The following is a 19,469-nucleotide window of genomic DNA, read 5'->3' on the forward strand; positions in this document are numbered from 1 at the left end:
TTTCGATGGACTTGAAACGGCAGCAGATAGACGCCTTCACGGTCTCGGGCTTGCGTGTACGCACGGACAATGCAGCAGAGCACAGCACCGAGTCGGCGAAGATCGGCCCGATGTGGCGGCAGTTTTTCGCCAGCGCACTGGCTGAAAGCATTCCCGACCAGCAAGCCGGATCGCCCGTGTATGGCGTGTATTCGGCCTACGAATCGGACGCCTCCGGGGCGTTCGACGTGACTGCGGGCGTGGCTGTCGACAAGCCTGCGGGCGGGTACGAATCGGTCGAGATCGAAGCGGGCGACTATCTGGTGTTCGAGGCGCACGGTCAAATGCCCGACGCGGTGATCTCTACCTGGGGCAAAGTGTGGACGTTCTTTAATGACAATCCGCAGATCCAGCGTCGCTACGCCACGGACTTCGAGGCCTATACCGGCCCCGAATCAGTGTCGATCCATATCGGCGTTCGCTAAGACTGCGTCTCACGCTCCAGCAACTGGCGCTTGCGCTCCACGCCCCAGCGATAACCTGACAGATTGCCATCGCTGCGCACCACGCGGTGGCAGGGGATCGCTACCGCCAGACGGTTGGCCCCGCAGGCCTGGGCCACGGCGCGCATGGATGTCGGCGCGCCGATGCGCTGGGCAATGTCGGCGTAGCTGGCCGTGCTGCCGGGCGGAATCTCGCGCAACGCTTGCCAGACGCGCTCTTGAAACGCGGTCCCGCGCACGTCCAGCGGCAAGTCCAGGCCAATGGCCGGCGCTTCGATAAAGCCCACGACCTTGGCGATCAGTTGTTCAAATCCACGGTCGGCGCCGATCAGGTTGGCTTTCTTGAATTGATCCTGCAGATCGCACACCAGTTGATGCGGGTCGTCGCCCAGCAGAATCGCACAAACCCCGCGTTCGCTTTGCGCGACCAGGATCGCGCCGAGCGAGCATTGGCCCACCGCGAAACGAATGTCGTTGTTCTGGCCGGCTGCACGGTAGTCGCCGGGCTTCATGCCTAACAGATGATCGGCGGCTTCGTAGAAGCGGCTGTTGGAGTTGAAACCGGCGTCATAGAGCGCGTCCGTCACGGAGTCGCCGTCTGCCAGCCGTTCGCGGACCCTGCGCGAACGGTGGGCGGCGGCGTAACCTTTGGGCGTCAGGCCGGTGGCAGCCTTGAACACCCGATGAAAATGGAACGGGCTCAAGCCTGCCGTCTGCGCGAGCTCATTGAGCCGCGGCGGGTTTTCTGCCGTTTCGATCTGTCGACAGGCTTTCGCCACGGTCACAGCGTGTTGCGCTGCGACATCGCTGTGATCCTTGCTGGCCCGTTTGCTCGGCCGGTAGCCTGCCGCTTCAGCCTGTTGCGCATTGTCGAAGAACTCGACGTTCTGCGGTTTCGGCAACCGTGCCAGGCTGCTGGGACGGCAGTAGATGCCGGTGGTTTTTACCGCATAGACAAACTGCCCGTCCGCTCGTGGATCGCGAGCGACCACGGCGGCCCAGCGTGGATCGTCCTGGATGTTGAGCGGGGTCGAAAGCGTTTTCATGATGAGTAATCCGTTGACCTGTTTGACTCAGGTTAATCAGCCTCGGCGCGCACGACACTCCGGGCCTTGCGGTCGAATTTTCTGCTTATCGGGCGACCCGGAATGTCAGGTTGATCCGCTGTTCGCCAAGGCGCGGATGCTGACCGTGCCTGATCGGCAATACGCCGTGATACCGCAAGCGGTCGACGCCACCCCAGACCACCATGTCACCGTGCAGCAGAGGAATGCGCTGAGTTTTGTCGCTGCGGGAAAAACCGCCGAACAGAAACATCGCCGGCAACCCGAGGGACAGGGAAACGATCGGTGCGGCGTAGTCCTTTTCGTCTTTATCCTGATGTAATGACATCTTGGCACCGGGGATATAGCGGTTGATCAGGCAGGAATCGGCGTTGAAGTCAGAGAATCCGCCGCGTTCGGCGGCCGAGTGCGCCAGCATGGCGAACGATTTCGGCATCGGCGGCCAGGGTAAACCGCTGAGCGGGTCGACGGGCGAGTAACGATAGCCGCTGCGATCGGTGATCCAGCCCCACGCACCGCAACTGATGGTGCCGACTGACATGCTGAAGCCGCCCGGCGTGACCATGTGACGCAAGGGCGCGGCGACGAGAATGGCGTCCAGCGCCGGCAGCAGGTGGTCGACCACCGGCAAGGCGAAACCGCGCAACACCCATGATTGTTCGCCGATCTGCTCGGCTCGTGGCTGTTGTTCGGGTTCGTGGCCTGCGAACAGATCGAATGTACGGGATGACATGGTCGTCACGTGGCGTCGTGAAAGATGATGCCTAGGGTATGCCTTTTTCCACTGTGCAGGCGACTGACGCCATGACGCAGGGTCACCCGGTAATCGCCGCGCACGCCTTTGACCGGGCGTTGATTGACGGCAAAGATCACGGCATCGCCTTTTTTCAGATCCAGCACCAGCGGACGCGACTGCATGCGCGGGCGTTGTTCGGTGAGGACGAATTCGCCACCGGTAAAATCCTCGCCGGGTTCTGACAGCAGAATCGCCACTTGCAACGGAAACACCCATTCACCGTACACATCCTGGTGCAGGCAGTTGTAGTCCTGCGCACCGTACTGCAATAAGAGCGGAGTAGGGCGCAACTGGCCGGCGGCATGGCAGTGCTGAAGAAATTCGTCGTGGCCTGGCGGAAAACGTTCCGGCAGGTTCATTCGCGCGTACCAGCGATTCGCCACCGGCACCAGGCACGGATACAGCGCCGTGCGCAGGCGTTGTATGGGCGCGGGCAGCGGATAACGGAAGTACTTGTATTCGCCGCGACCGAAACCATGGCGAGCCATGATGACCTGGGAGCGGAACGGCCCGGTCTGCGGATAGAGCGCGCTCAGGTGCTCACAGCTTGCGGCCGACAGCAGTGAGCGGATGATGGCGCATCCGTCGCGGTCCAGTTGCTGTTCAAGACCGGCCCAGTCGAGTTCGGCTAAACGGGTGGGTGACATCGACATGCTGACTCCTTGACCCAAGGTCGAAGCCGTCAGTCTGGTCAGGTGCGGGCGGCAGAGCACTCCGCCGCTTGCGGTCGAATTCCCGGCGCCGTACTACAGCGCTTTGCTCACGGCGATGTCAGTGATCACATCGTCGCTCTGGCCGTGGATAGCGTCCAGGGCTGCCTTGGCCTCTTCCGCTGTGCCGTTCTGCAGTTGTGCGAACTCGAAGCGGCGTTCGCCGTTGAGTTTGTACTTGATGACGTATTTGGTCGTTTGAGCCACGGTCATGCCTACCTTTCTGAATGGGCGGAGCGTCTCAGCTGAGTTTGGAGCTGGAGCGGCGAATGATCTTGATCGAATGGGTCAGCGTCGGTTTACGGGTCACGCTGATCGCCCGGCGGTTGACGGTGTCGATGGTGATGTTCCAGAACCCGGTGCTCGGCGCGGTGATACGGGCCGGGAACGTGTCGAAAGCGCCACCGTGATAGGTGTGGCGGCCGCCGTTCTTGAAGCTGCGGAAGTTGGCGTCGTTCATCAGACGGATGTTGCACATTTGCGAGCATTGGATGACGACGATGTCGTCTTCGTTGAGGTGCTCGCGCTGGTGAATAAATTTCATGGGCGCCTCCAGAAGGGCTTTTTCTACTAAATCAAAACGATAGCTTGTCGATGAGCGCAGTTTATCAGCCCGCACGGGTTATTATCCGGCCGTCGGGCGTCGCTTTGACAATTTTGAACAGATATTCGCGATTGGATGCGGGTTAATTGCAGAAGGCCTCGGATAAAAACGGCATTTGTGCTGTCGGACGGTCTTTAATGGAGGTTTTATATGAAGTGGGGTGTGGTGTGTCTGCCATTGGTTCTGTTGGTGAGTGGTTGTGCGAGCGTTTCTGAAATAAACGAAACGCTGCCGACCATGAGCGTGATCTCTGGCAAGAAGCCCCAGGAATATGCGCAGTGCCTGTCCGACAAACTGGCTGACAGCCGCGGCGCGCTGCAAACGCAACCGCACAAGGACGGGGTTCGGGTGATCGTTCCGGGCAAATTGTCCTCGGGTCCGGCCGCTGTGTTTGATATCGAAGACCGCTCCGGCGGCAGCAGTATCAAGCTGCATGAGCGTATGTCCAACGTTCCCATTCGCCCTCGGGATGTGCGCAACGCTGCCAATGCGTGCATTTCCGGCTGATAGACTGTCTGTCATCAGCATCGATGCCGTCACAGTCATGCTGTGACGGCATTTTCATTTCTGGAGTCGCGATGAAGCGAGAGCAAGTACGGGAGCGCCACGTAGAGGGCCTTATCTCTGCCACCCATGTGATTCAGAACCCGGCGAATCCGGGGGAGTGGATCGTGTTTTTCAAGAAGAGCGCCGGGCGCAGTTACTTTCTGGTGGACGAGAACGATGAGGTCGAGTCGTTCAGCCGACTCGACGACCTGATCGAAGTCGTGCGCGGACTCGGGATCAAGTTCGCTGAAATACACATGTAGGGTTTATTTGCAGACCACCACCACGCTGCGGTTCTTGTAGTTGCCGACATCGACGCCGAGCGTCTTGTCGCTTTCCTTCGACGCTGGCGTGCCGTCGGTACCGACGATGCGGTAACCGGTCCCGGCGCAGGACGCGTCAGCCTTTTCGTAGCAGGTGGCCCAGGAGTTGGCTTCGCCGGAGCAATCGATGCTCAGGCCCTGTTCGCCATTGTTCAGGTACGTGGTTTCAGAGGTGGCGCAGCCGCTTAATGCCAATACCGCAACGAGGGGCAGCCATTTGTTCATATTCATGAGTGTGATCTTCAGCGAGGGGGGACTAGACGCTCTGACAGCGCCGGCGTGAAAAGGTTATAGCGATTGGCCACTTGTTTGCGTTCGAACAGAAAAAAGCCCTGCGCAATGGCAGGGCTCGGCATTCGCTGCGAGGGCTCAGTCCTCGCTCTTGCCGCGTCGCTTCGGCGCGGGCGGCGTGTAATCGAGTACCGACGCGACTTCGATCGCCATGGCTTCAGTAGGTAACGGCCCGGACACATCTTCGCCATTGGCGGCAGTGATGTGCCACTGGCCATCTTTGCCCTTGTCGACCGTGTACCCATTGATGATTTTTGCTGCGGCCATCTATCTGTCTCGTTCGCTGGTTCAAAGCCGCCATGATACCGGCAAATGCTCGCATTGGGTGACGATGAGCGTATGGTGGAGCGGTTTATCGGTGACTTTGAGCTACGCTGATTTCGCGGTCCGAAGTTGCCGATGGAACTATCGGCGAGAATATTTCTCTATGTTGGCATCGGTTAGCCAGTGCGGGGCATTGTAAGGTGCACGCCGCCTGATTAGACTGCGCCGAAACTCGTACACACAGCCCTTTCAAGGACTTATATGATCAAGAAATGCTTGTTCCCAGCAGCCGGTTACGGTACTCGCTTCCTGCCAGCGACTAAAGCCATGCCTAAAGAAATGCTGCCGGTGGTAAACAAGCCACTGATCCAGTACGGCGTTGAAGAAGCTCTGGACGCTGGCCTGACGGAAATCTCCATTGTTACGGGTCGTGGCAAACGCGCTCTGGAAGACCACTTCGACATCAGCTACGAGTTGGAAAACCAGATCAAAGGCACCGACAAAGAGAAATACCTGGTCGGCATCCGCAAGCTGCTGGATGAGTGCTCGTTCTCCTACACCCGTCAGACCGAAATGAAAGGTCTGGGCCACGCGATCCTGACCGGTCGCCCGCTGATCGGTGACGAACCGTTCGCTGTGGTGCTGGCGGACGACCTGTGCGTCAACCTCGAAGGCGACGGCGTGCTGACCCAGATGGTCAAGCTGTACAAGCAGTTCCGCTGCTCGATCATCGCCATTCAGGAAGTCGATCCGCAGGAAACCAGCAAGTACGGCGTGATCGCCGGCGAGATGATCCGCGACGACATCTACCGCGTTCACAGCATGGTCGAGAAGCCAAAGCCGGAAGACGCACCGTCGAACCTGGCAATCATCGGTCGTTACATCCTGACGCCGGACATCTTTGACCTGATCGAGCAGACCGAGCCAGGCAAGGGTGGCGAAATCCAGATCACCGACGCCCTGATGAAGCAGGCCCAGAACGGTTGCGTGATGGCCTATAAGTTCAAAGGCAAGCGTTTCGACTGCGGTGGCGCTGAAGGCTACATCGAGGCGACCAACTTCTGCTTCGAGAACTTCTACAAGACTGGCAAGGCTTACTGAGTACGCCTGCTTCGTTTGTAAGAAAAAAGCCACCTTCGAGTGGCTTTTTTCATTTTCCGCCCCCATTTACTTGCCAGGACTTGCCCAACGGGTGGCTGCGGGTATGCTGATCGCCTGCCGAGGAGATAGAAATGGCCTACGATTTTGACCTTTATGTGATTGGTGCCGGTTCCGGCGGTGTGCGGGCTGCCCGTTTTGCTGCCGGTTTCGGTGCAAAAGTGGCGGTGGCCGAGAGCCGTTATCTGGGCGGCACCTGCGTCAACGTCGGCTGCGTGCCGAAAAAACTCTTGGTGTACGGCGCGCATTTCGCCGAAGACTTCGAGCAGTCGTCCGGGTTCGGCTGGAGCCTGGGCGAAGCGAATTTCGATTGGGCGACGCTGATTGCCAACAAGGATCGCGAGATCAACCGCCTCAATGGCATTTACCGCAATCTGCTGGTGAACAGTGGCGTGACCCTGCATGAAGCGCACGCGAAGATCGTCGGCCCGCATGAGGTCGAGGTCAACGGTAAGCGTTTCACTGCAAAAAACATTCTGATCGCCACCGGCGGCTGGCCGCAGATTCCACAGATTCCGGGGCATGAGCACGCCATCAGCTCCAACCAGGCATTCTTCCTCAAGGAGCTTCCGAAACGCGTGCTGGTGGTCGGTGGCGGTTACATCGCGGTCGAGTTTGCCGGGATCTTCCACGGACTTGGGGAGAACACCACCTTGCTGTATCGCGGTGATCTGTTCCTGCGCGGCTTCGACGGTTCGGTGCGCAAGCATCTGCAGGAAGAGCTGACCAAGCGCGGCATGGATCTGCAGTTCAATGCCGACATCGCGCGCATTGACAAGCAGGCCGATGGCAGCTTGAAAGCTACCCTCAAGGATGGTCGAGTGCTGGAGGCGGACTGCGTGTTCTACGCCACTGGCCGGCGTCCGATGCTGGATAACCTGGGCCTGGAAAACACCGATGTGCAGCTCAACGACAAAGGCTTCATTGAGGTCGACGAGCAATACCAGACCAGCGAGCCGTCAATCCTGGCGCTGGGCGATGTGATCGGTCGTGTACAGTTGACCCCGGTGGCATTGGCTGAGGGCATGGCGGTGGCGCGACGTCTGTTCAAGCCTGAGCAATACCGTCCGGTCGATTACAAGATGATCCCGACGGCCGTGTTCAGCCTGCCGAACATCGGCACAGTCGGCTTGACCGAAGAAGAGGCGCGCGAGGCGGGTCACGACGTGGTCATTTACGAAAGCCGTTTCCGTCCGATGAAGCTGACGCTGACCGAGTGTCAGGAGAAGACGCTGATGAAGCTGGTGGTCGACGGCAAAACCGATAAAGTCCTCGGTTGCCATATGGTCGGCCCTGACGCCGGAGAGATCGTGCAGGGACTGGCGATTGCATTGAAGGCTGGTGCCACCAAGCGCGACTTCGACGACACGATCGGGGTTCACCCGACGGCCGCCGAAGAGTTCGTCACAATGCGTACGCCGGTCGGCGCTTAAGCGTTTTTCGGTTTGGCCGGGTCTGGCGCTGCCGCAACGGTGGCTGCCAGACGTTGGCTTTCTTCCAGGCTTGCCTGCACTTTACTCAATTCCTTTTCCAGTGACTGGTTGAGCAGTGCCTGCTCCTCGACGCTCTGTTTGAGTGTCTGGCTTTCCAGCGTCGCTACGCGCAAACGTTCCTGGAGGAGGGTGCGTTCGCTGTCGACGCGGGTCGCTTGCTCAAGCAATTGATCCTGGCGCTGATTGCTCTGCTTGAGCTGATCCTGCAACAAATTCAATTCGCGTTGAGTGCCACGATTTTCCGTGAGCAGGCGTTCGTTGTCGCGATGCAGTTGAGTGATTTCATCCTGGCGGACCAGCGCACTTTGCTGTGCCTGACGTAGTTCGGCCTGAATCTGCTGCACTTGCGCTTCGTGGCGACTTTGTTCCTGCTCGCGCTGCTCTTTGGTGGCGTTGCGGTAGTGCTCCAGTGCGTCACGGGCGTGCAGGTGCTTTTCTTCCAGCGAGCGGATCTGCTCGTCCTTGTCCTGCAGGCGCAATTCGAAATCGGCCAGTGCCTGATTCAGACCGGCATTACGGGTTTGTTCGGTTTGCAACATGGAGCGGGTGTTGCTCAGTGCTTCGGACTCACGCTCCAGCGCGGCGCCTTGAATGTCGTGCTCGTGCTCGAGCTTTTCCAGGGCCTGGCGGGTTTGCTTCAGTTCCGACTCCAGGGCTTCGCGTTGCGCTTCGAACTGCTCGCGTGCCTGCTCGATCGGCTCTTGCGCCTGTTCTTTCAGGCGTTGAGCGAGGCGCGAGACCAGTGCAGTCAGCTCGTCATCAATCGGTTCGGCCGAGGCTTCGATTGGCTGGGCGCCGTCATCCAGCTCCTTCAAGTATCGATGGATCGTGGTTTTCGAGCCGGTATTACCCATTTCGATGCGTACTGCATCAATGCTCGGGTGTTCGCCGCGGGCCAGAATCGCGGTGCGCGCAATCTGAACCAGCGCTTTGGTAATGCCGCCACGGGCCATGAGAACTCCTACGGTTGTGTACTGTGGTACATGCCACTAAAGTACGCAGTGTACCATTCAAAAAATAAAGTTAAACCTTTGATATTAAAGACACGGGATATACTAGTATTACCCAGTGTCAGGTGATTAAATCCGTTTTTTGATCCCTGAATCAGTACGCCTGCGAGAAAACTGCCCATGAGCGATATGGATCGCTATCTGCAAGCCGCTACCCGCGACAACACCCGACGCAGCTATCGCGCGGCCATCGAGCATTTCGAAGTGACGTGGGGAGGTTTCCTGCCAGCCACGGCAGACAGCGTGGCGCGTTATCTCGTCGAACATGCAGGCGTGCTGTCGATCAACACGCTCAAGCTGCGTCTGTCGGCGCTGGCGCAGTGGCACAACAGTCAGGGGTTTGCCGATCCGACCAAAGCGCCGGTGGTGCGCAAGGTGTTCAAGGGTATTCGGGCATTGCATCCGGCGCAGGAAAAGCAAGCCGAACCCTTGCAATTGCGCGATCTGGAACGCGTCGTCGCCTGGCTGGAGCAAGAGGCGCTGACGGCGAAGCAGCAACAGGATCGTCCAGCGCTGCTCAAGGCCTACCGCGATCGGGCGCTGATTCTGCTCGGCTTCTGGCGCGGCTTTCGTAGTGATGAGCTATGCCGCTTGCAGATCGAGCATGTGCAGGCCAACGCCGGCACTGGCATCACCTTGTATCTGCCGCGCAGCAAGGGTGATCGGGAAAACCTTGGACAGACGTATCAAGCGCCGGCACTGCTGAAACTGTGTCCGGTTCAGGCCTATATCGACTGGCTGACCGAAGCCGCTCTGGTACGTGGCCCGGTTTTCCGCAGCATTGACCGCTGGGGCAACCTGAGCGAGGAGGGCTTGCACGCCAACAGCATCATTCCGCTGCTGCGTCAGGCGCTGGAGCGTGCCGGTATTGCGGCAGAAAACTACACTAGCCATTCGCTGCGTCGAGGCTTTGCCACGTGGGCCCATCAAAGCGGCTGGGACTTGAAGTCGCTGATGAGTTACGTCGGCTGGAAGGATATGAAGTCCGCGATGCGCTATGTTGAAGCAAGCCCATTCCAGGGGATGGCTCGGATTACGGAAAAGCCGGCTTCGTCGTAGATATCGTTTTCTTCTATTAATACAGTCAGCTAATAGCGAAAACAAATCAGCAGCATCAGGTTTGCCAATGAGCCATCCGTCGAGTGAGTGGGTAGGATTCACCCCATCAACTTCACAACCCTGACGGAGAGTCATCAATGCCTATCATCAACAGCCAAGTAAAACCGTTCAAAGCTACCGCGTTCAAAAACGGCGACTTCGTTCAAGTCTCGGACGCTGACCTGAAAGGCAAGTGGTCGGTCGTATTCTTCTACCCCAGCCGACTTCACCTTCGTTTGCCCTACCGAGCTGGAAGACCTGGCTGACAACTACGCTGCCTTCCAGAAACTGGGCGTAGAGATCTACAGCGTTTCCACCGACACCCACTTTGCCCACGCTGCCTGGCACAACACTTCGCCAGCCATCGGCAAAATCGAATACACCATGATCGGCGACCCGACTCACGCCATCTCCCGCAACTTCGACGTGCTGATCGAAGAAGCTGGCCTGGCTGACCGTGGCACCTTCGTGATCAACCCTGAAGGCCAGATCAAAATCGTTGAACTGAACGATGGCGGCGTAGGCCGTGACGCTTCCGAGCTGCTGCGCAAGATCAAGGCTGCTCAATACGTTGCTGCTCACCCAGGCGAAGTTTGCCCAGCCAAGTGGAAAGAAGGCGAGGCCACTCTGGCTCCGTCCCTGGACCTGGTCGGCAAGATCTAAGTCTGTGAGACACGCAACACAGGGCGGAACTCCGCACCTACTTCAGTAAGCTGCACCGCCCAATAAAAAAGCCCGGGCGAGATTCGCTCGGGCTTTTTTTCGCCTCGAATAAAGACACAGGAGATCGCCCGTATGTTGGACGCCAATCTTAAAGCCCAGTTGAAATCGTACCTGGAACGGGTCACCCAGCCGATCGAGATCGTTGCTTCCCTCGACGACGGTGCGAAATCCCGGGAAATGCATGACCTGCTCAAAGACGTTGTCAGTCTGTCGAGCCAGATTACCCTGATCGACAACGGTGATGATGCCCGCAAGCCATCGTTCTCGATCAACCGTCCGGGCGCCGACATCAGTCTGCGTTTCGCCGGTATCCCGATGGGCCACGAATTTACTTCCCTGGTGCTGGCTCTGCTGCAAGTCGGTGGTCACCCATCGAAAGCCAGCGTTGAAGTGATCGAGCAGATCCGCTCGCTCAAAGGCGAGTTCAGCTTTGAGACCTATTTCTCGCTGTCCTGCCAGAACTGCCCGGACGTGGTCCAGGCACTGAACCTGATGGCCGTGCTCAACCCGAACATTCGCCACGTCGCCATCGACGGCGCGCTGTTCCAGGACGAAGTCAATGATCGCAAGATCATGGCGGTGCCGAGCATCTACCTCAATGGTGAGAACTTCGGTCAGGGCCGCATGGGTCTGGAAGAAATCCTCGCCAAGCTCGACACCGGCGCCATCGAGCGTCAGGCCGAGAAAATCAGTGCCAAAGAAGCCTTTGACGTGCTGGTAGTCGGCGGTGGCCCGGCCGGTGCTTCGGCGGCGATCTACGCTGCGCGCAAAGGCATCCGCACCGGTGTCGCGGCCGAGCGCTTTGGCGGCCAGGTGCTGGACACGATGGCCATCGAGAACTTCATTTCCGTACAGGAAACCGAAGGCCCGAAACTGGCGACTGCGCTGGAAGAACACGTCAAGCAATACGACGTCGACATCATGAACCTGCAACGCGCCGACAAGCTGATTCCCGGCAAGAACGGCGAGCTGCATGAAGTTCACTTCGCCAGTGGCGCGACGCTCAAAGCCAAGAGTGTGATTCTGGCGACCGGTGCACGCTGGCGCGAAATGAACGTGCCGGGTGAGCAGGAATACCGCAACAAAGGCGTGGCGTACTGCCCGCACTGCGATGGCCCGCTGTTCAAAGGCAAGCGTGTTGCGGTGATTGGTGGCGGTAACTCCGGCGTCGAAGCGGCGATCGACCTGGCCGGTATCGTGGCCCACGTCACCTTGCTGGAGTTTGATGTAAAACTGCGGGCCGACGCTGTGCTGCAACGCAAGCTGCACAGTCTGCCGAACGTCACCGTGATCACCAGCGCACAAACCACTGAAGTCACCGGTAATGGCGAGAAGGTCAACGGTCTGCGTTACAAGGATCGCAACAGCGATGAACTGCGTACCGTCGAGCTGGAAGGGATCTTTGTCCAGATCGGTCTGTTGCCCAATACTGACTGGCTCAAAGGCACCATCGAGCTGTCGCCACGTGGCGAGATCATTGTCGACAACCGTGGTGAGACGTCGATCCCGGGCATCTTCGCTGCCGGCGACGTAACGACTGTGCCGTACAAGCAGATCGTGATTGCGGTGGGCGAGGGCGCGAAGGCTTCGTTGAGTGCTTTCGATCACTTGATCCGCACTTCGGCTCCGGCGTAACTGCCAGGCCATAAATGAAAAAACCCGTGAGAGATCACGGGTTTTTTATTGGGCGTGAAATCTTGCCCCTCACCCCAGCCCTCTCCCGAAGGAGAGGGAGCTGACCGAGGTATCTGGCGTTGTCCGTCGACCTGAACGATCCAGTCGATTATGGATTCAGCGCCAGTCTTTCAAGTCGATTATGGATTCACGCCAGTCTTTCAAGTCGGCGTAACTCTCCAATATCCCCCAATCAGTTCCCTCTCCCTCCGGGAGAGGGTTAGGGTGAGGGGCTTTTCAGCTTTTACAGCGGCGCAGGCTGAATGATCTCGACCCAGTAGCCGTCCGGGTCCTTGATGAACGCCAGGCTCTTCATGCGGCCATCGGTCAGGCGCTTCTGGAAGTCGCAGCCCAGTTCTTCGAAGCGCGCGCACGCGGCTACGATGTCCGGCACCGAGATGCAGATGTGGCCAAAGCCGCGCGGGTCGGTATTGCCGTTGTGATAGGCGAAGTCAGCATCGTTTTCGGTGCCGTGGTTGTGGGTCAGTTCCAGAATCCCCGGAATCGACTTCATCCACTCGGTGCGCGCAGCGGCGTCGGCCGGGATCTGCGCCTTGTCGACCAGTGCGAGGAAGTACAGGCTGAACTCGGCTTCCGGGAAATCACGCTTTTCGACCAGCGAGAAACCCAGCACGCGGGTGTAAAAATCCAGGGACTTCGTGATGTCTTTCACACGCAGCATGGTGTGGTTGAACACGAAGTTGCGGGTTGCGCTGTCTGGCGTGGCGGTAACGCCGGGGAAAGTGTTCAGTTCGTGCAGGCTCATGGGCCCTCCAATAACTATGGGCGAGTGATGGGCGCAATGATACGCATGCCTTGCGGCATCGCCAAATGAAAGGGCAGGCTTGCCCTGCGCGCGGGCGGGGCTCAGACTTTGCCGCTCAATCTGCGAGTGCGCCCGGCAATGATCCGACTGTTCAAAACCCTGTTTGTTTTTTCTGTGTTCTCGCTGCAGGCGGTTTGCGCGTTGGCGGACGAGCCGAGTGTCACCTGGCCAGCAGGCTGGGAAGTCGAAGCGCTACCGGACAGCGCCCCTCAGGTTTCTCGTCAGCGGGCGGTGAAAAACGATGCCGATGGCAATCAGGTGATGGTGATGGAGTTGACCATGACGCAGGTGGAAGCGGGGCATCAGGTGAATCTGCAGGGGGTATTGCTGGAGATGCGCAAGTCGATTCAAAAGGACTTTTTCCAAAGCGGCTACCAAAGTGTCTGCAACAAGGTGCACGCCGCGATGCTTGGCTCTTTATCGGCGCTGGAAACGACTTGCACGGTCACCGAAAACGGTCGGCATGTGTTGTCGCAAACGCTGGTGGCGGCGCTCGATGCTGATAAGGCTTATGTTCTTTCCTACGCGGGGCAGGCGCAGGTTTATAAGGACAGCGCAGACGAAATAGTCGCGGTGCGAAACAGCTTGAAACTTTAAGCGTCTGTTCTAGTGGCGGGCTCGATTAGATACCCGAACGGATTAAGCACAAAGTTTGTACGCCAGTCTCGGTAGCAACATTGCGCAGCAAATTTTTTAGCGTACTGGCTCACGGGTGTTACACGAAAATCACAACTTGCTCGATGAAATTCATTTCATTTGTTAGATATTGTCAATAAAAAAAGCCCCGCACGATGCGGGGCTTTTTGTTGAAGCGCGATTAACCGCGCAACCAGGAATCAACGGTAGCTGCACCGTATTGTTCCTTCCAGGCTTTCAGGCCACGGTGGTTGCCACCTTTGGTTTCGATCAGTTCGCCAGTGTGCGGGTTCTGATAAACCTTGACCACGCGAGCGCGTCGGGTTTTAGGGGCCGCAGACACTTGCAGACCGGATTTTGCCGGATTCGGATCGAGGATGGCGATGATGTCTTTCAGGCCTTTGCCATAGGTTTTCATCAGCCCCTGGAGCTTTTCTTCGAATTCGATTTCTTTCTTGAGCCCGGCATCGTTCTTCAGCGATTCCAGCTGCTTGAGCTGTTCCTGAAGGGCCTTTTCAGCTGCACGAAATTCAGCGAGTCTGGACAATATCTTTACTCCAATAGTGTGTTTGGCTGATACCAACCGCAAACAAAGCTATAAGCCAAGAGCCTTGAAGCGACTCGGTGATAATTGGCTCACCTGCCAGTCTTGCAACAGGCATGAAAAATTGTAGTAGTTAATGAGCCAAGAGTAAATCCTGACTTTTTCCTCATGTAACAATCACAGTCTTTTGTATCAATTTGGTGCGTCGTGGTGATGCGCTCTGAAAAATTTCATTTAGTTAATGGTGACTTAATGCACTGATGAAGTCTGCCGCAGCCATCGGCTTGCCGAACAGATAACCTTGCAGGAAGTTGACGTTATGGGCGGTCAGATAATCGGCCTGTGCCTGGGTTTCGACACCTTCGGCAACAATACCCAAGTCCAGCTTGGCCGAGAGTTCGATAATGGTGTCCAGAATGTGCCGGGACAGTGCGTCAACACCGATCATGGCGACGAAACTCTGGTCGATCTTCAGGAAATCGACATTGAACTTGCGCAGGTAACCGAGGCTGGAATGCCCGGTGCCGAAATCGTCGATGGCAATCATTACACCCAGCTCATGCAGTTGCGCGAACAACTGTCGGGTGATGTCGGTCGGCTCGATCAGCTGGCGCTCGGTCAACTCCAGCACCAGATTGATACTGCCCGGCGTGAATGCCGCCAGCAGTTCGCGGCAATCGTCCACCAGTGCAAGATCCTGACAGTGGCTGGCGGTGATATTGATGCCGAGGTGGAAGGGGGTGACGAATGTCGCCGACAGAGGCCCGAGGAGGGTGGCGGTTTGCTGCATCAGGGCGCGGGTCATTGGCACGATCAGGCCGGAGTGCTCGGCGAACGGAATGAACAGGTCCGGACGGACCAGCCCCTCTTTCGGGTGGTTCCAGCGCATCAGCACCTCAGCGCCTGACCACCTTTTGCTGTCGCCATGCACCACGGGTTGAAAATAGGGAATGAATTCGCCAGCCTCCAGCGCGCGGAGCATTTCATGGCTCGGCGACGTCGAGCGTTTTTGCAGGACATGCCCGATCGCCGCTGACACCACACCAAAAAACATCAACAGACTGAACAATGGCGGGTATTCATCGGCCATGTACCGCCAGGTTTCGCCTTGGGCAAAACCGGCAGCGACACTGAACGCATAATGCGAAGAATCCAGCTTGCTTTGCGCCACCGGGAGCGTCGGCAACCGGCCTTGATGCACGGTGCCGTCGGCGGACAGCCAGTTGTTGCCCACTTGCAGGAGCAACAGTGTGTCTCGGCCAATCAGACGCAGGATGTTGCTCAGGTGATAACCATCCAGTGTCGTCAGCGCACCACCGCGTCCGTCACTGAGGCGATACACCAGCAACGCGGTGTTGGGCGTTACCGGATTGCCGTTCATCAACCACAGCTTGCCCTGAGTGTAATCACCGGCATTGACGGCTTCCTTGAAATCGCCGAACAACGAGCTGCAATAGAGATTGTCGTCCCACACCAGGTTGGTCGAGCGTACGAACGGGCGGCGGGTGACCTGTTCGCGCAAGGCGAGCTTGACCTCTTCGCAGGTTTTGCCGGCCAGTGGCAGTAATTCCCGGGCGGCTTGCGCGGTGTTGTCGAGCATCAGTTCGAACTGGCGCAGTGCTTCCTCGGCCGTTTGCAGCGCGCTCTGCTGCAAGGTGCGTTCAGCCTGGATGTAAAGAATCGCACTGCCCAGCACGACGGGGAGCAGACCGCTGAGCAGCGTCACGATAATACGGATGCTGCGTTTGCGGCGGGGTCTGACGGTTAACGGCATGGGCGCATCCTGTCGCGAAAAAGTAGGGCTCTCGAACGCTGGCCGGGCAGGGGCGCGACGCTGAAAAACACGTCAGCCAGAAGGGATGATAGATGGCCGGTGGCGCTTGTGCCGCTCATCGAGGATGTAGATGCGTGGCCAGTTCGATAAACGCCAGCGCTGCCGGTGACGCCTGGCGTTGGTCAAGTACGGCGAGCCCCACCTGGCGCTGAACCCTGGGCGTCAGCGCGATCTTCACGTAGCCAGGCTCAGGCGTATCCGGCAAGGAGCTTTCGGCGACGACGGTGATCGCGTCACCACGGCTGACCGTGTCGAGGGTGCTGAGCAACTGCGAGCAACGGTAGCGAATATTCGGCTGCAGTCGCGCCGCGTTGAACAGCCGCGAAACCAGTTCCGAAGAACCGGCCTCCGTCAGCACAAACGGATCGTCACACAGCGCTTTCAGGCTCAGCGCCGAGCGCTTGCCCAACGGATGATCACGAGGCAGCAGGGCGACCATTTGATCTTCGATCAAGGCGAAGGTATCGAAGCGCTCCTGCGGCAGCACCACAAAGCCGAGGTCGATGCGCCGCTCTTCGAGCCATTGAATCACTTGCCGGTCGGGCCCTTCATCAATGTGCACCTCGATACCCGGATGCGCCTGTCGATAGTGGCGGAGAATTTCCGGCAGTAACTTGATCGAAGACGTCGGCCCGAATGAGCCGATGCGCAATGTGCCGCGCTTCATGCCGCGGGCATCGGCGGCCTCCTGACGCAGCGTATTGGCCAGCCCGAGCATCGCCCGTGCCCGTAGCAACAGATGCTCGCCGATGTCGCTGAGTTCCACCTGCGATTGATGCCGGCGCAGCAGCTCAACACCGAGTTCCTGCTCCAGGGATTTGATCGCGTGGGACACCGCAGACTGGGAAATCCCCAGACGATGCGCGGCGAGGGTGAAACCGCGCAGCTCGGCCACCAGCGAGAAAATCTCCAGTTGTGTGAGGGTCATGAGTGATTACTCATTTTACGATGATCAGGAATGAGGTGAATGATACGCCATCTCCTGGTTTTGCTTTGGAAGTGTCATGGCCAATCTCGCGCCGACTCATTCGCAATCTTCTGAAATACCGGTCTACCTGACGTTGGCGGCGGTCACGATGGTCTGGGGCGGCACGTTTGTCGCCGGGCGTTTTCTGGCGGGCGGGCTCAGCCCGATATTCGCCGCAAGTCTGCGGTTCCTGTTGGCCAGCGCTGCACTGCTGGGATTGCTCTGCCTGGCGCGTGTTCCTCTGGCGCGGCCGACTCCTGCGCAATGGTTGCAACTGACGCTCCTGGGGTTGTTCGGGATTTTCTTCTACAACCTGTGCTTCTTTTATGGCCTGCAGTACATCAACGCGTCGCGGGCGTCATTGATCGTTGCGTTGAATCCGGCGGTCATCGGCGTCGCTTCCTGGCTCTTGTTCAAGGAGCGGCTGGGGCGATCAAAGGTGTTGGGTATCTCGATCTGCATTGTCGGTGCCGGCGTGGTGATCGTCAGCCGTAACCCGGCGTTACTGATGGCGACGCCCGATGCGTGGAAGGGCGATCTGCTGATTTTCGGCTGTGTCGTGGGCTGGGGCGTGTATTCGCTGTTCTCGCGCCGCCTCAATCAAAGCCTCGGACCGCTGCAGACCGTGACGTATTCGATCCTGATCGGCACGTTCATGTTGTGGACGTTGGCCGCCGTGCGTGGAGAGTTGAGCTGGGCGGCGTTGAGCGATCTCGGTACGTCACAGTGGCTCAGCCTGATCTATCTGGGGGTGTTTGGTTCGGCGCTGGCCTACATCGGTTATTACGACGGCATCCGCAAGATCGGCGCGACTCGCTCCGGCGTGTTCATTGCTCTGAACCCGCTGACGGCGGTAATACTGGGGGCGCTGCTGCTCGGCGAGCAACTGACGCCGCCAATGTACGTGGGCGCAGTGCTGATTCTGGCGGGCATTTACCTGTGCAACAAACCGCTTGCACCGGGCGCAAAAAGGCGGATTTTATAGGGAGGGCAGACAACCCTATTTACGCTGTGTAGAATCGGTTTACGCATACAATAATAATCGTCTTCTGGCAGCAGAAGCCTCGCCCGCAAGAGCCTTGGGTCGACAATGAAGATATTCGGGTTTCAACTGATCTACGGTGACTTCCTCGCCCGCAGCGTGCGAGGCATCTCCTGTGCACCTCCCGGCGGTCTCAGCATTACTGACAAATAACCCTGGTTAATTGATAAGAATGATGAGGCGTCACCATGACCGATTTATACGAAAACCCAATGGGCCTGATGGGCTTTGAGTTCATCGAGTTCGCATCGCCGACCCCTGGCACCCTGGAGCCGATCTTCGAGATCATGGGTTTCACCAAAGTCGCGACCCACCGTTCCAAGAACGTGCACCTGTACCGTCAGGGCGCGATCAACCTGATCCTCAATAACGAACCGCACAGCGTCGCTTCCTACTTCGCCGCCGAACACGGTCCGTCCGTTTGCGGCATGGCGTTCCGCGTCAAGGATTCGCAAAAAGCCTATAGCCGCGCACTGGAACTCGGCGCCCAGCCGATCCACATCGAAACCGGTCCGATGGAACTGAACCTGCCGGCGATCAAAGGCATTGGCGGCGCGCCGCTGTACCTGATCGACCGTTTCGGCGAGGGCAGCTCGATCTATGACATCGACTTCGTGTTCATCGAAGGTGTGGACCGCAACCCGGTCGGCGCCGGCCTGAAAATCATCGACCACCTGACCCACAACGTGTATCGCGGCCGCATGGCTTACTGGGCCAACTTCTACGAGAAGCTGTTCAACTTCCGCGAGATCCGCTACTTCGACATCAAGGGCGAATACACCGGCCTGACTTCGAAAGCGATGACCGCACCGGACGGCATGATCCGTATCCCGCTCAACGAGGAATCGTCCAAGGGGGCCGGGCAGATCGAAGAGTTCCTGATGCAGTTCAACGGCGAGGGCATTCAGCACGTCGCGTTCCTCACTGACGACCTGATCAAGACCTGGGACGCGCTGAAGAAGATCGGCATGCGCTTCATGACCGCGCCGCCGGACACCTACTACGAAATGCTCGAAGGCCGTCTGCCGAACCACGGCGAGCCGGTCGATCAACTGCAATCGCGCGGTATTCTGCTCGATGGTGCTTCTGAGCAGGGCGACAAGCGCTTGCTGCTGCAGATATTCTCGGAAACCCTGATGGGCCCGGTGTTCTTCGAATTCATCCAGCGTAAAGGCGACGATGGTTTCGGTGAGGGCAACTTCAAGGCGCTGTTCGAGTCGATCGAGCGGGATCAGGTGCGTCGCGGTGTGCTCGCTACCGAGTAATCCGTAACACCGCTAAAAACTGTGGGAGCCCGCCTGCTGGCGATAGCGTCTTCAGATTCAACGTTGATGTTGACTGACAGATTGCAATCGCCAGCAGGCTGGCTCCCACATTTGTTTTG

At 58.2% G+C, this 19,469-nt stretch carries 22 protein-coding genes and 1 pseudogene; 11 read left to right on the plus strand and 12 right to left on the minus strand.

What is annotated here, in order from left to right; all coding sequences use genetic code 11:
* The first annotated feature begins 5 nt into the window (after positions 1-5).
* A complete protein-coding gene (locus tag ACXX9E_RS18780; RefSeq protein ID WP_458555929.1) occupies positions 6-464 on the plus strand; it encodes a GyrI-like domain-containing protein in 459 nt (152 codons plus the stop codon).
* On the opposite strand, the gene ada is transcribed toward ACXX9E_RS18780, so the two are convergent.
* The 5 genes from ada to ACXX9E_RS18805 form a co-directional block, all read right to left on the minus strand.
* Positions 461-1,528: a bifunctional DNA-binding transcriptional regulator/O6-methylguanine-DNA methyltransferase Ada gene (ada, locus tag ACXX9E_RS18785; RefSeq protein WP_186745912.1), complete on the minus strand. Its 1,068-nt coding sequence runs from the start codon at positions 1,526-1,528 to the stop codon at positions 461-463. The two genes, ACXX9E_RS18780 and ada, sit on opposite strands and share 4 nt — an antisense overlap.
* 85 nt (positions 1,529-1,613) lie before the next feature.
* Positions 1,614-2,279, minus strand: coding sequence for a DNA oxidative demethylase AlkB (gene alkB / locus ACXX9E_RS18790; RefSeq protein WP_458555930.1), 666 nt, complete (start codon positions 2,277-2,279; stop codon positions 1,614-1,616).
* Between the two features lie 5 nt (positions 2,280-2,284).
* Positions 2,285-2,995, minus strand: coding sequence for a 2OG-Fe(II) oxygenase (locus ACXX9E_RS18795; RefSeq protein WP_267794984.1), 711 nt, complete (start codon positions 2,993-2,995; stop codon positions 2,285-2,287).
* A 93-nt stretch (positions 2,996-3,088) separates the two neighbouring features.
* Positions 3,089-3,265, minus strand: a complete 177-nt coding sequence (locus ACXX9E_RS18800; RefSeq protein WP_177490491.1) for a hypothetical protein — start codon at positions 3,263-3,265, stop codon at positions 3,089-3,091.
* Between the two features lie 28 nt (positions 3,266-3,293).
* Positions 3,294-3,596 carry a DUF1883 domain-containing protein gene (locus ACXX9E_RS18805; RefSeq protein ID WP_057400164.1) on the minus strand — a complete coding sequence of 101 codons (303 nt, stop codon included), beginning with the start codon at positions 3,594-3,596 and terminating at the stop codon, positions 3,294-3,296.
* A 210-nt stretch (positions 3,597-3,806) separates the two neighbouring features.
* On the opposite strand from ACXX9E_RS18805, the gene ACXX9E_RS18810 reads away from it, so the two are divergent.
* Together ACXX9E_RS18810 and ACXX9E_RS18815 are read left to right on the plus strand one after the other, a co-directional pair.
* Entirely contained in the window at positions 3,807-4,163 is a 357-nt protein-coding gene (locus ACXX9E_RS18810; RefSeq protein ID WP_222833012.1) for a hypothetical protein, read from the plus strand.
* A gap of 71 nt (positions 4,164-4,234) precedes the next feature.
* Positions 4,235-4,465 (plus strand): hypothetical protein, encoded by a 231-nt coding sequence (locus ACXX9E_RS18815; protein WP_095187256.1) that lies wholly within the window; start codon positions 4,235-4,237, stop codon positions 4,463-4,465.
* Positions 4,466-4,468: 3 nt separating this feature from the next.
* Here the strand turns inward: ACXX9E_RS18815 and ACXX9E_RS18820 are convergent, their stop codons facing one another.
* Together ACXX9E_RS18820 and ACXX9E_RS18825 are read right to left on the minus strand one after the other, a co-directional pair.
* On the minus strand, positions 4,469-4,750 hold the full coding sequence (locus tag ACXX9E_RS18820; protein ID WP_177490493.1) for a hypothetical protein: 282 nt from the start codon (positions 4,748-4,750) through the stop codon (positions 4,469-4,471).
* Between the two features lie 144 nt (positions 4,751-4,894).
* Positions 4,895-5,083, minus strand: coding sequence for a hypothetical protein (locus ACXX9E_RS18825; protein ID WP_267794972.1), 189 nt, complete (start codon positions 5,081-5,083; stop codon positions 4,895-4,897).
* A 258-nt stretch (positions 5,084-5,341) separates the two neighbouring features.
* Between ACXX9E_RS18825 and galU the strand changes: the two genes are divergently transcribed.
* Both galU and gorA read left to right on the plus strand, forming a co-directional pair.
* Positions 5,342-6,181 (plus strand): UTP--glucose-1-phosphate uridylyltransferase GalU, encoded by an 840-nt coding sequence (galU, locus tag ACXX9E_RS18830; protein ID WP_007912230.1) that lies wholly within the window; start codon positions 5,342-5,344, stop codon positions 6,179-6,181.
* Positions 6,182-6,312: 131 nt separating this feature from the next.
* The gene (gorA, locus tag ACXX9E_RS18835) at positions 6,313-7,671 is read left to right on the plus strand and encodes a glutathione-disulfide reductase (protein ID WP_458555931.1); all 1,359 of its coding nucleotides are present in this window, start codon (positions 6,313-6,315) and stop codon (positions 7,669-7,671) included.
* On the opposite strand, the gene ACXX9E_RS18840 is transcribed toward gorA, so the two are convergent.
* Entirely contained in the window at positions 7,668-8,684 is a 1,017-nt protein-coding gene (locus ACXX9E_RS18840) for a DNA-binding protein (protein WP_123468390.1), read from the minus strand. The two genes, gorA and ACXX9E_RS18840, sit on opposite strands and share 4 nt — an antisense overlap.
* A 177-nt stretch (positions 8,685-8,861) precedes the next feature.
* Between ACXX9E_RS18840 and ACXX9E_RS18845 the strand changes: the two genes are divergently transcribed.
* The 3 genes and pseudogenes from ACXX9E_RS18845 to ahpF all read left to right on the plus strand — a co-directional run bounded on the left by ACXX9E_RS18845 (position 8,862) and on the right by ahpF (position 12,197).
* Positions 8,862-9,800 (plus strand): site-specific integrase, encoded by a 939-nt coding sequence (locus ACXX9E_RS18845; RefSeq protein ID WP_222833010.1) that lies wholly within the window; start codon positions 8,862-8,864, stop codon positions 9,798-9,800.
* Positions 9,801-9,937: 137 nt separating this feature from the next.
* Positions 9,938-10,502, plus strand: a pseudogene (ahpC, locus tag ACXX9E_RS18850) (alkyl hydroperoxide reductase subunit C).
* 132 nt (positions 10,503-10,634) lie between these two features.
* Entirely contained in the window at positions 10,635-12,197 is a 1,563-nt protein-coding gene (gene ahpF, locus ACXX9E_RS18855) for an alkyl hydroperoxide reductase subunit F (protein ID WP_123468394.1), read from the plus strand.
* 283 nt (positions 12,198-12,480) lie between these two features.
* On the opposite strand, the gene gloA is transcribed toward ahpF, so the two are convergent.
* Complete coding sequence (gloA, locus tag ACXX9E_RS18860) at positions 12,481-13,002, minus strand: lactoylglutathione lyase (protein WP_007963339.1); 522 nt, start codon at positions 13,000-13,002, stop codon at positions 12,481-12,483.
* 138 nt (positions 13,003-13,140) lie between these two features.
* On the opposite strand from gloA, the gene ACXX9E_RS18865 reads away from it, so the two are divergent.
* Positions 13,141-13,659, plus strand: coding sequence for a DUF4946 domain-containing protein (locus tag ACXX9E_RS18865; protein ID WP_128614538.1), 519 nt, complete (start codon positions 13,141-13,143; stop codon positions 13,657-13,659).
* 220 nt (positions 13,660-13,879) lie between these two features.
* Here ACXX9E_RS18865 and ACXX9E_RS18870 read toward each other — a convergent pair whose 3' ends face one another.
* From ACXX9E_RS18870 to ACXX9E_RS18880, 3 genes are all read right to left on the minus strand, one after another.
* A complete protein-coding gene (locus ACXX9E_RS18870) occupies positions 13,880-14,245 on the minus strand; it encodes a histone-like nucleoid-structuring protein, MvaT/MvaU family (protein ID WP_123468398.1) in 366 nt (121 codons plus the stop codon).
* 235 nt (positions 14,246-14,480) lie between these two features.
* A complete protein-coding gene (locus ACXX9E_RS18875) occupies positions 14,481-16,016 on the minus strand; it encodes an EAL domain-containing protein (RefSeq protein WP_458555932.1) in 1,536 nt (511 codons plus the stop codon).
* Between the two features lie 115 nt (positions 16,017-16,131).
* Positions 16,132-17,004, minus strand: coding sequence for a LysR family transcriptional regulator (locus ACXX9E_RS18880; RefSeq protein ID WP_458555933.1), 873 nt, complete (start codon positions 17,002-17,004; stop codon positions 16,132-16,134).
* Positions 17,005-17,080: 76 nt separating this feature from the next.
* On the opposite strand from ACXX9E_RS18880, the gene ACXX9E_RS18885 reads away from it, so the two are divergent.
* On the plus strand, positions 17,081-18,028 hold the full coding sequence (locus ACXX9E_RS18885) for a DMT family transporter (protein ID WP_458555934.1): 948 nt from the start codon (positions 17,081-17,083) through the stop codon (positions 18,026-18,028).
* 245 nt (positions 18,029-18,273) lie between these two features.
* On the plus strand, positions 18,274-19,350 hold the full coding sequence (gene hppD, locus ACXX9E_RS18890; RefSeq protein ID WP_123468406.1) for a 4-hydroxyphenylpyruvate dioxygenase: 1,077 nt from the start codon (positions 18,274-18,276) through the stop codon (positions 19,348-19,350).
* The last annotated feature ends 119 nt before the right edge of the window (positions 19,351-19,469 follow it).

This window comes from Pseudomonas sp. GNP014 (assembly GCF_054344005.1).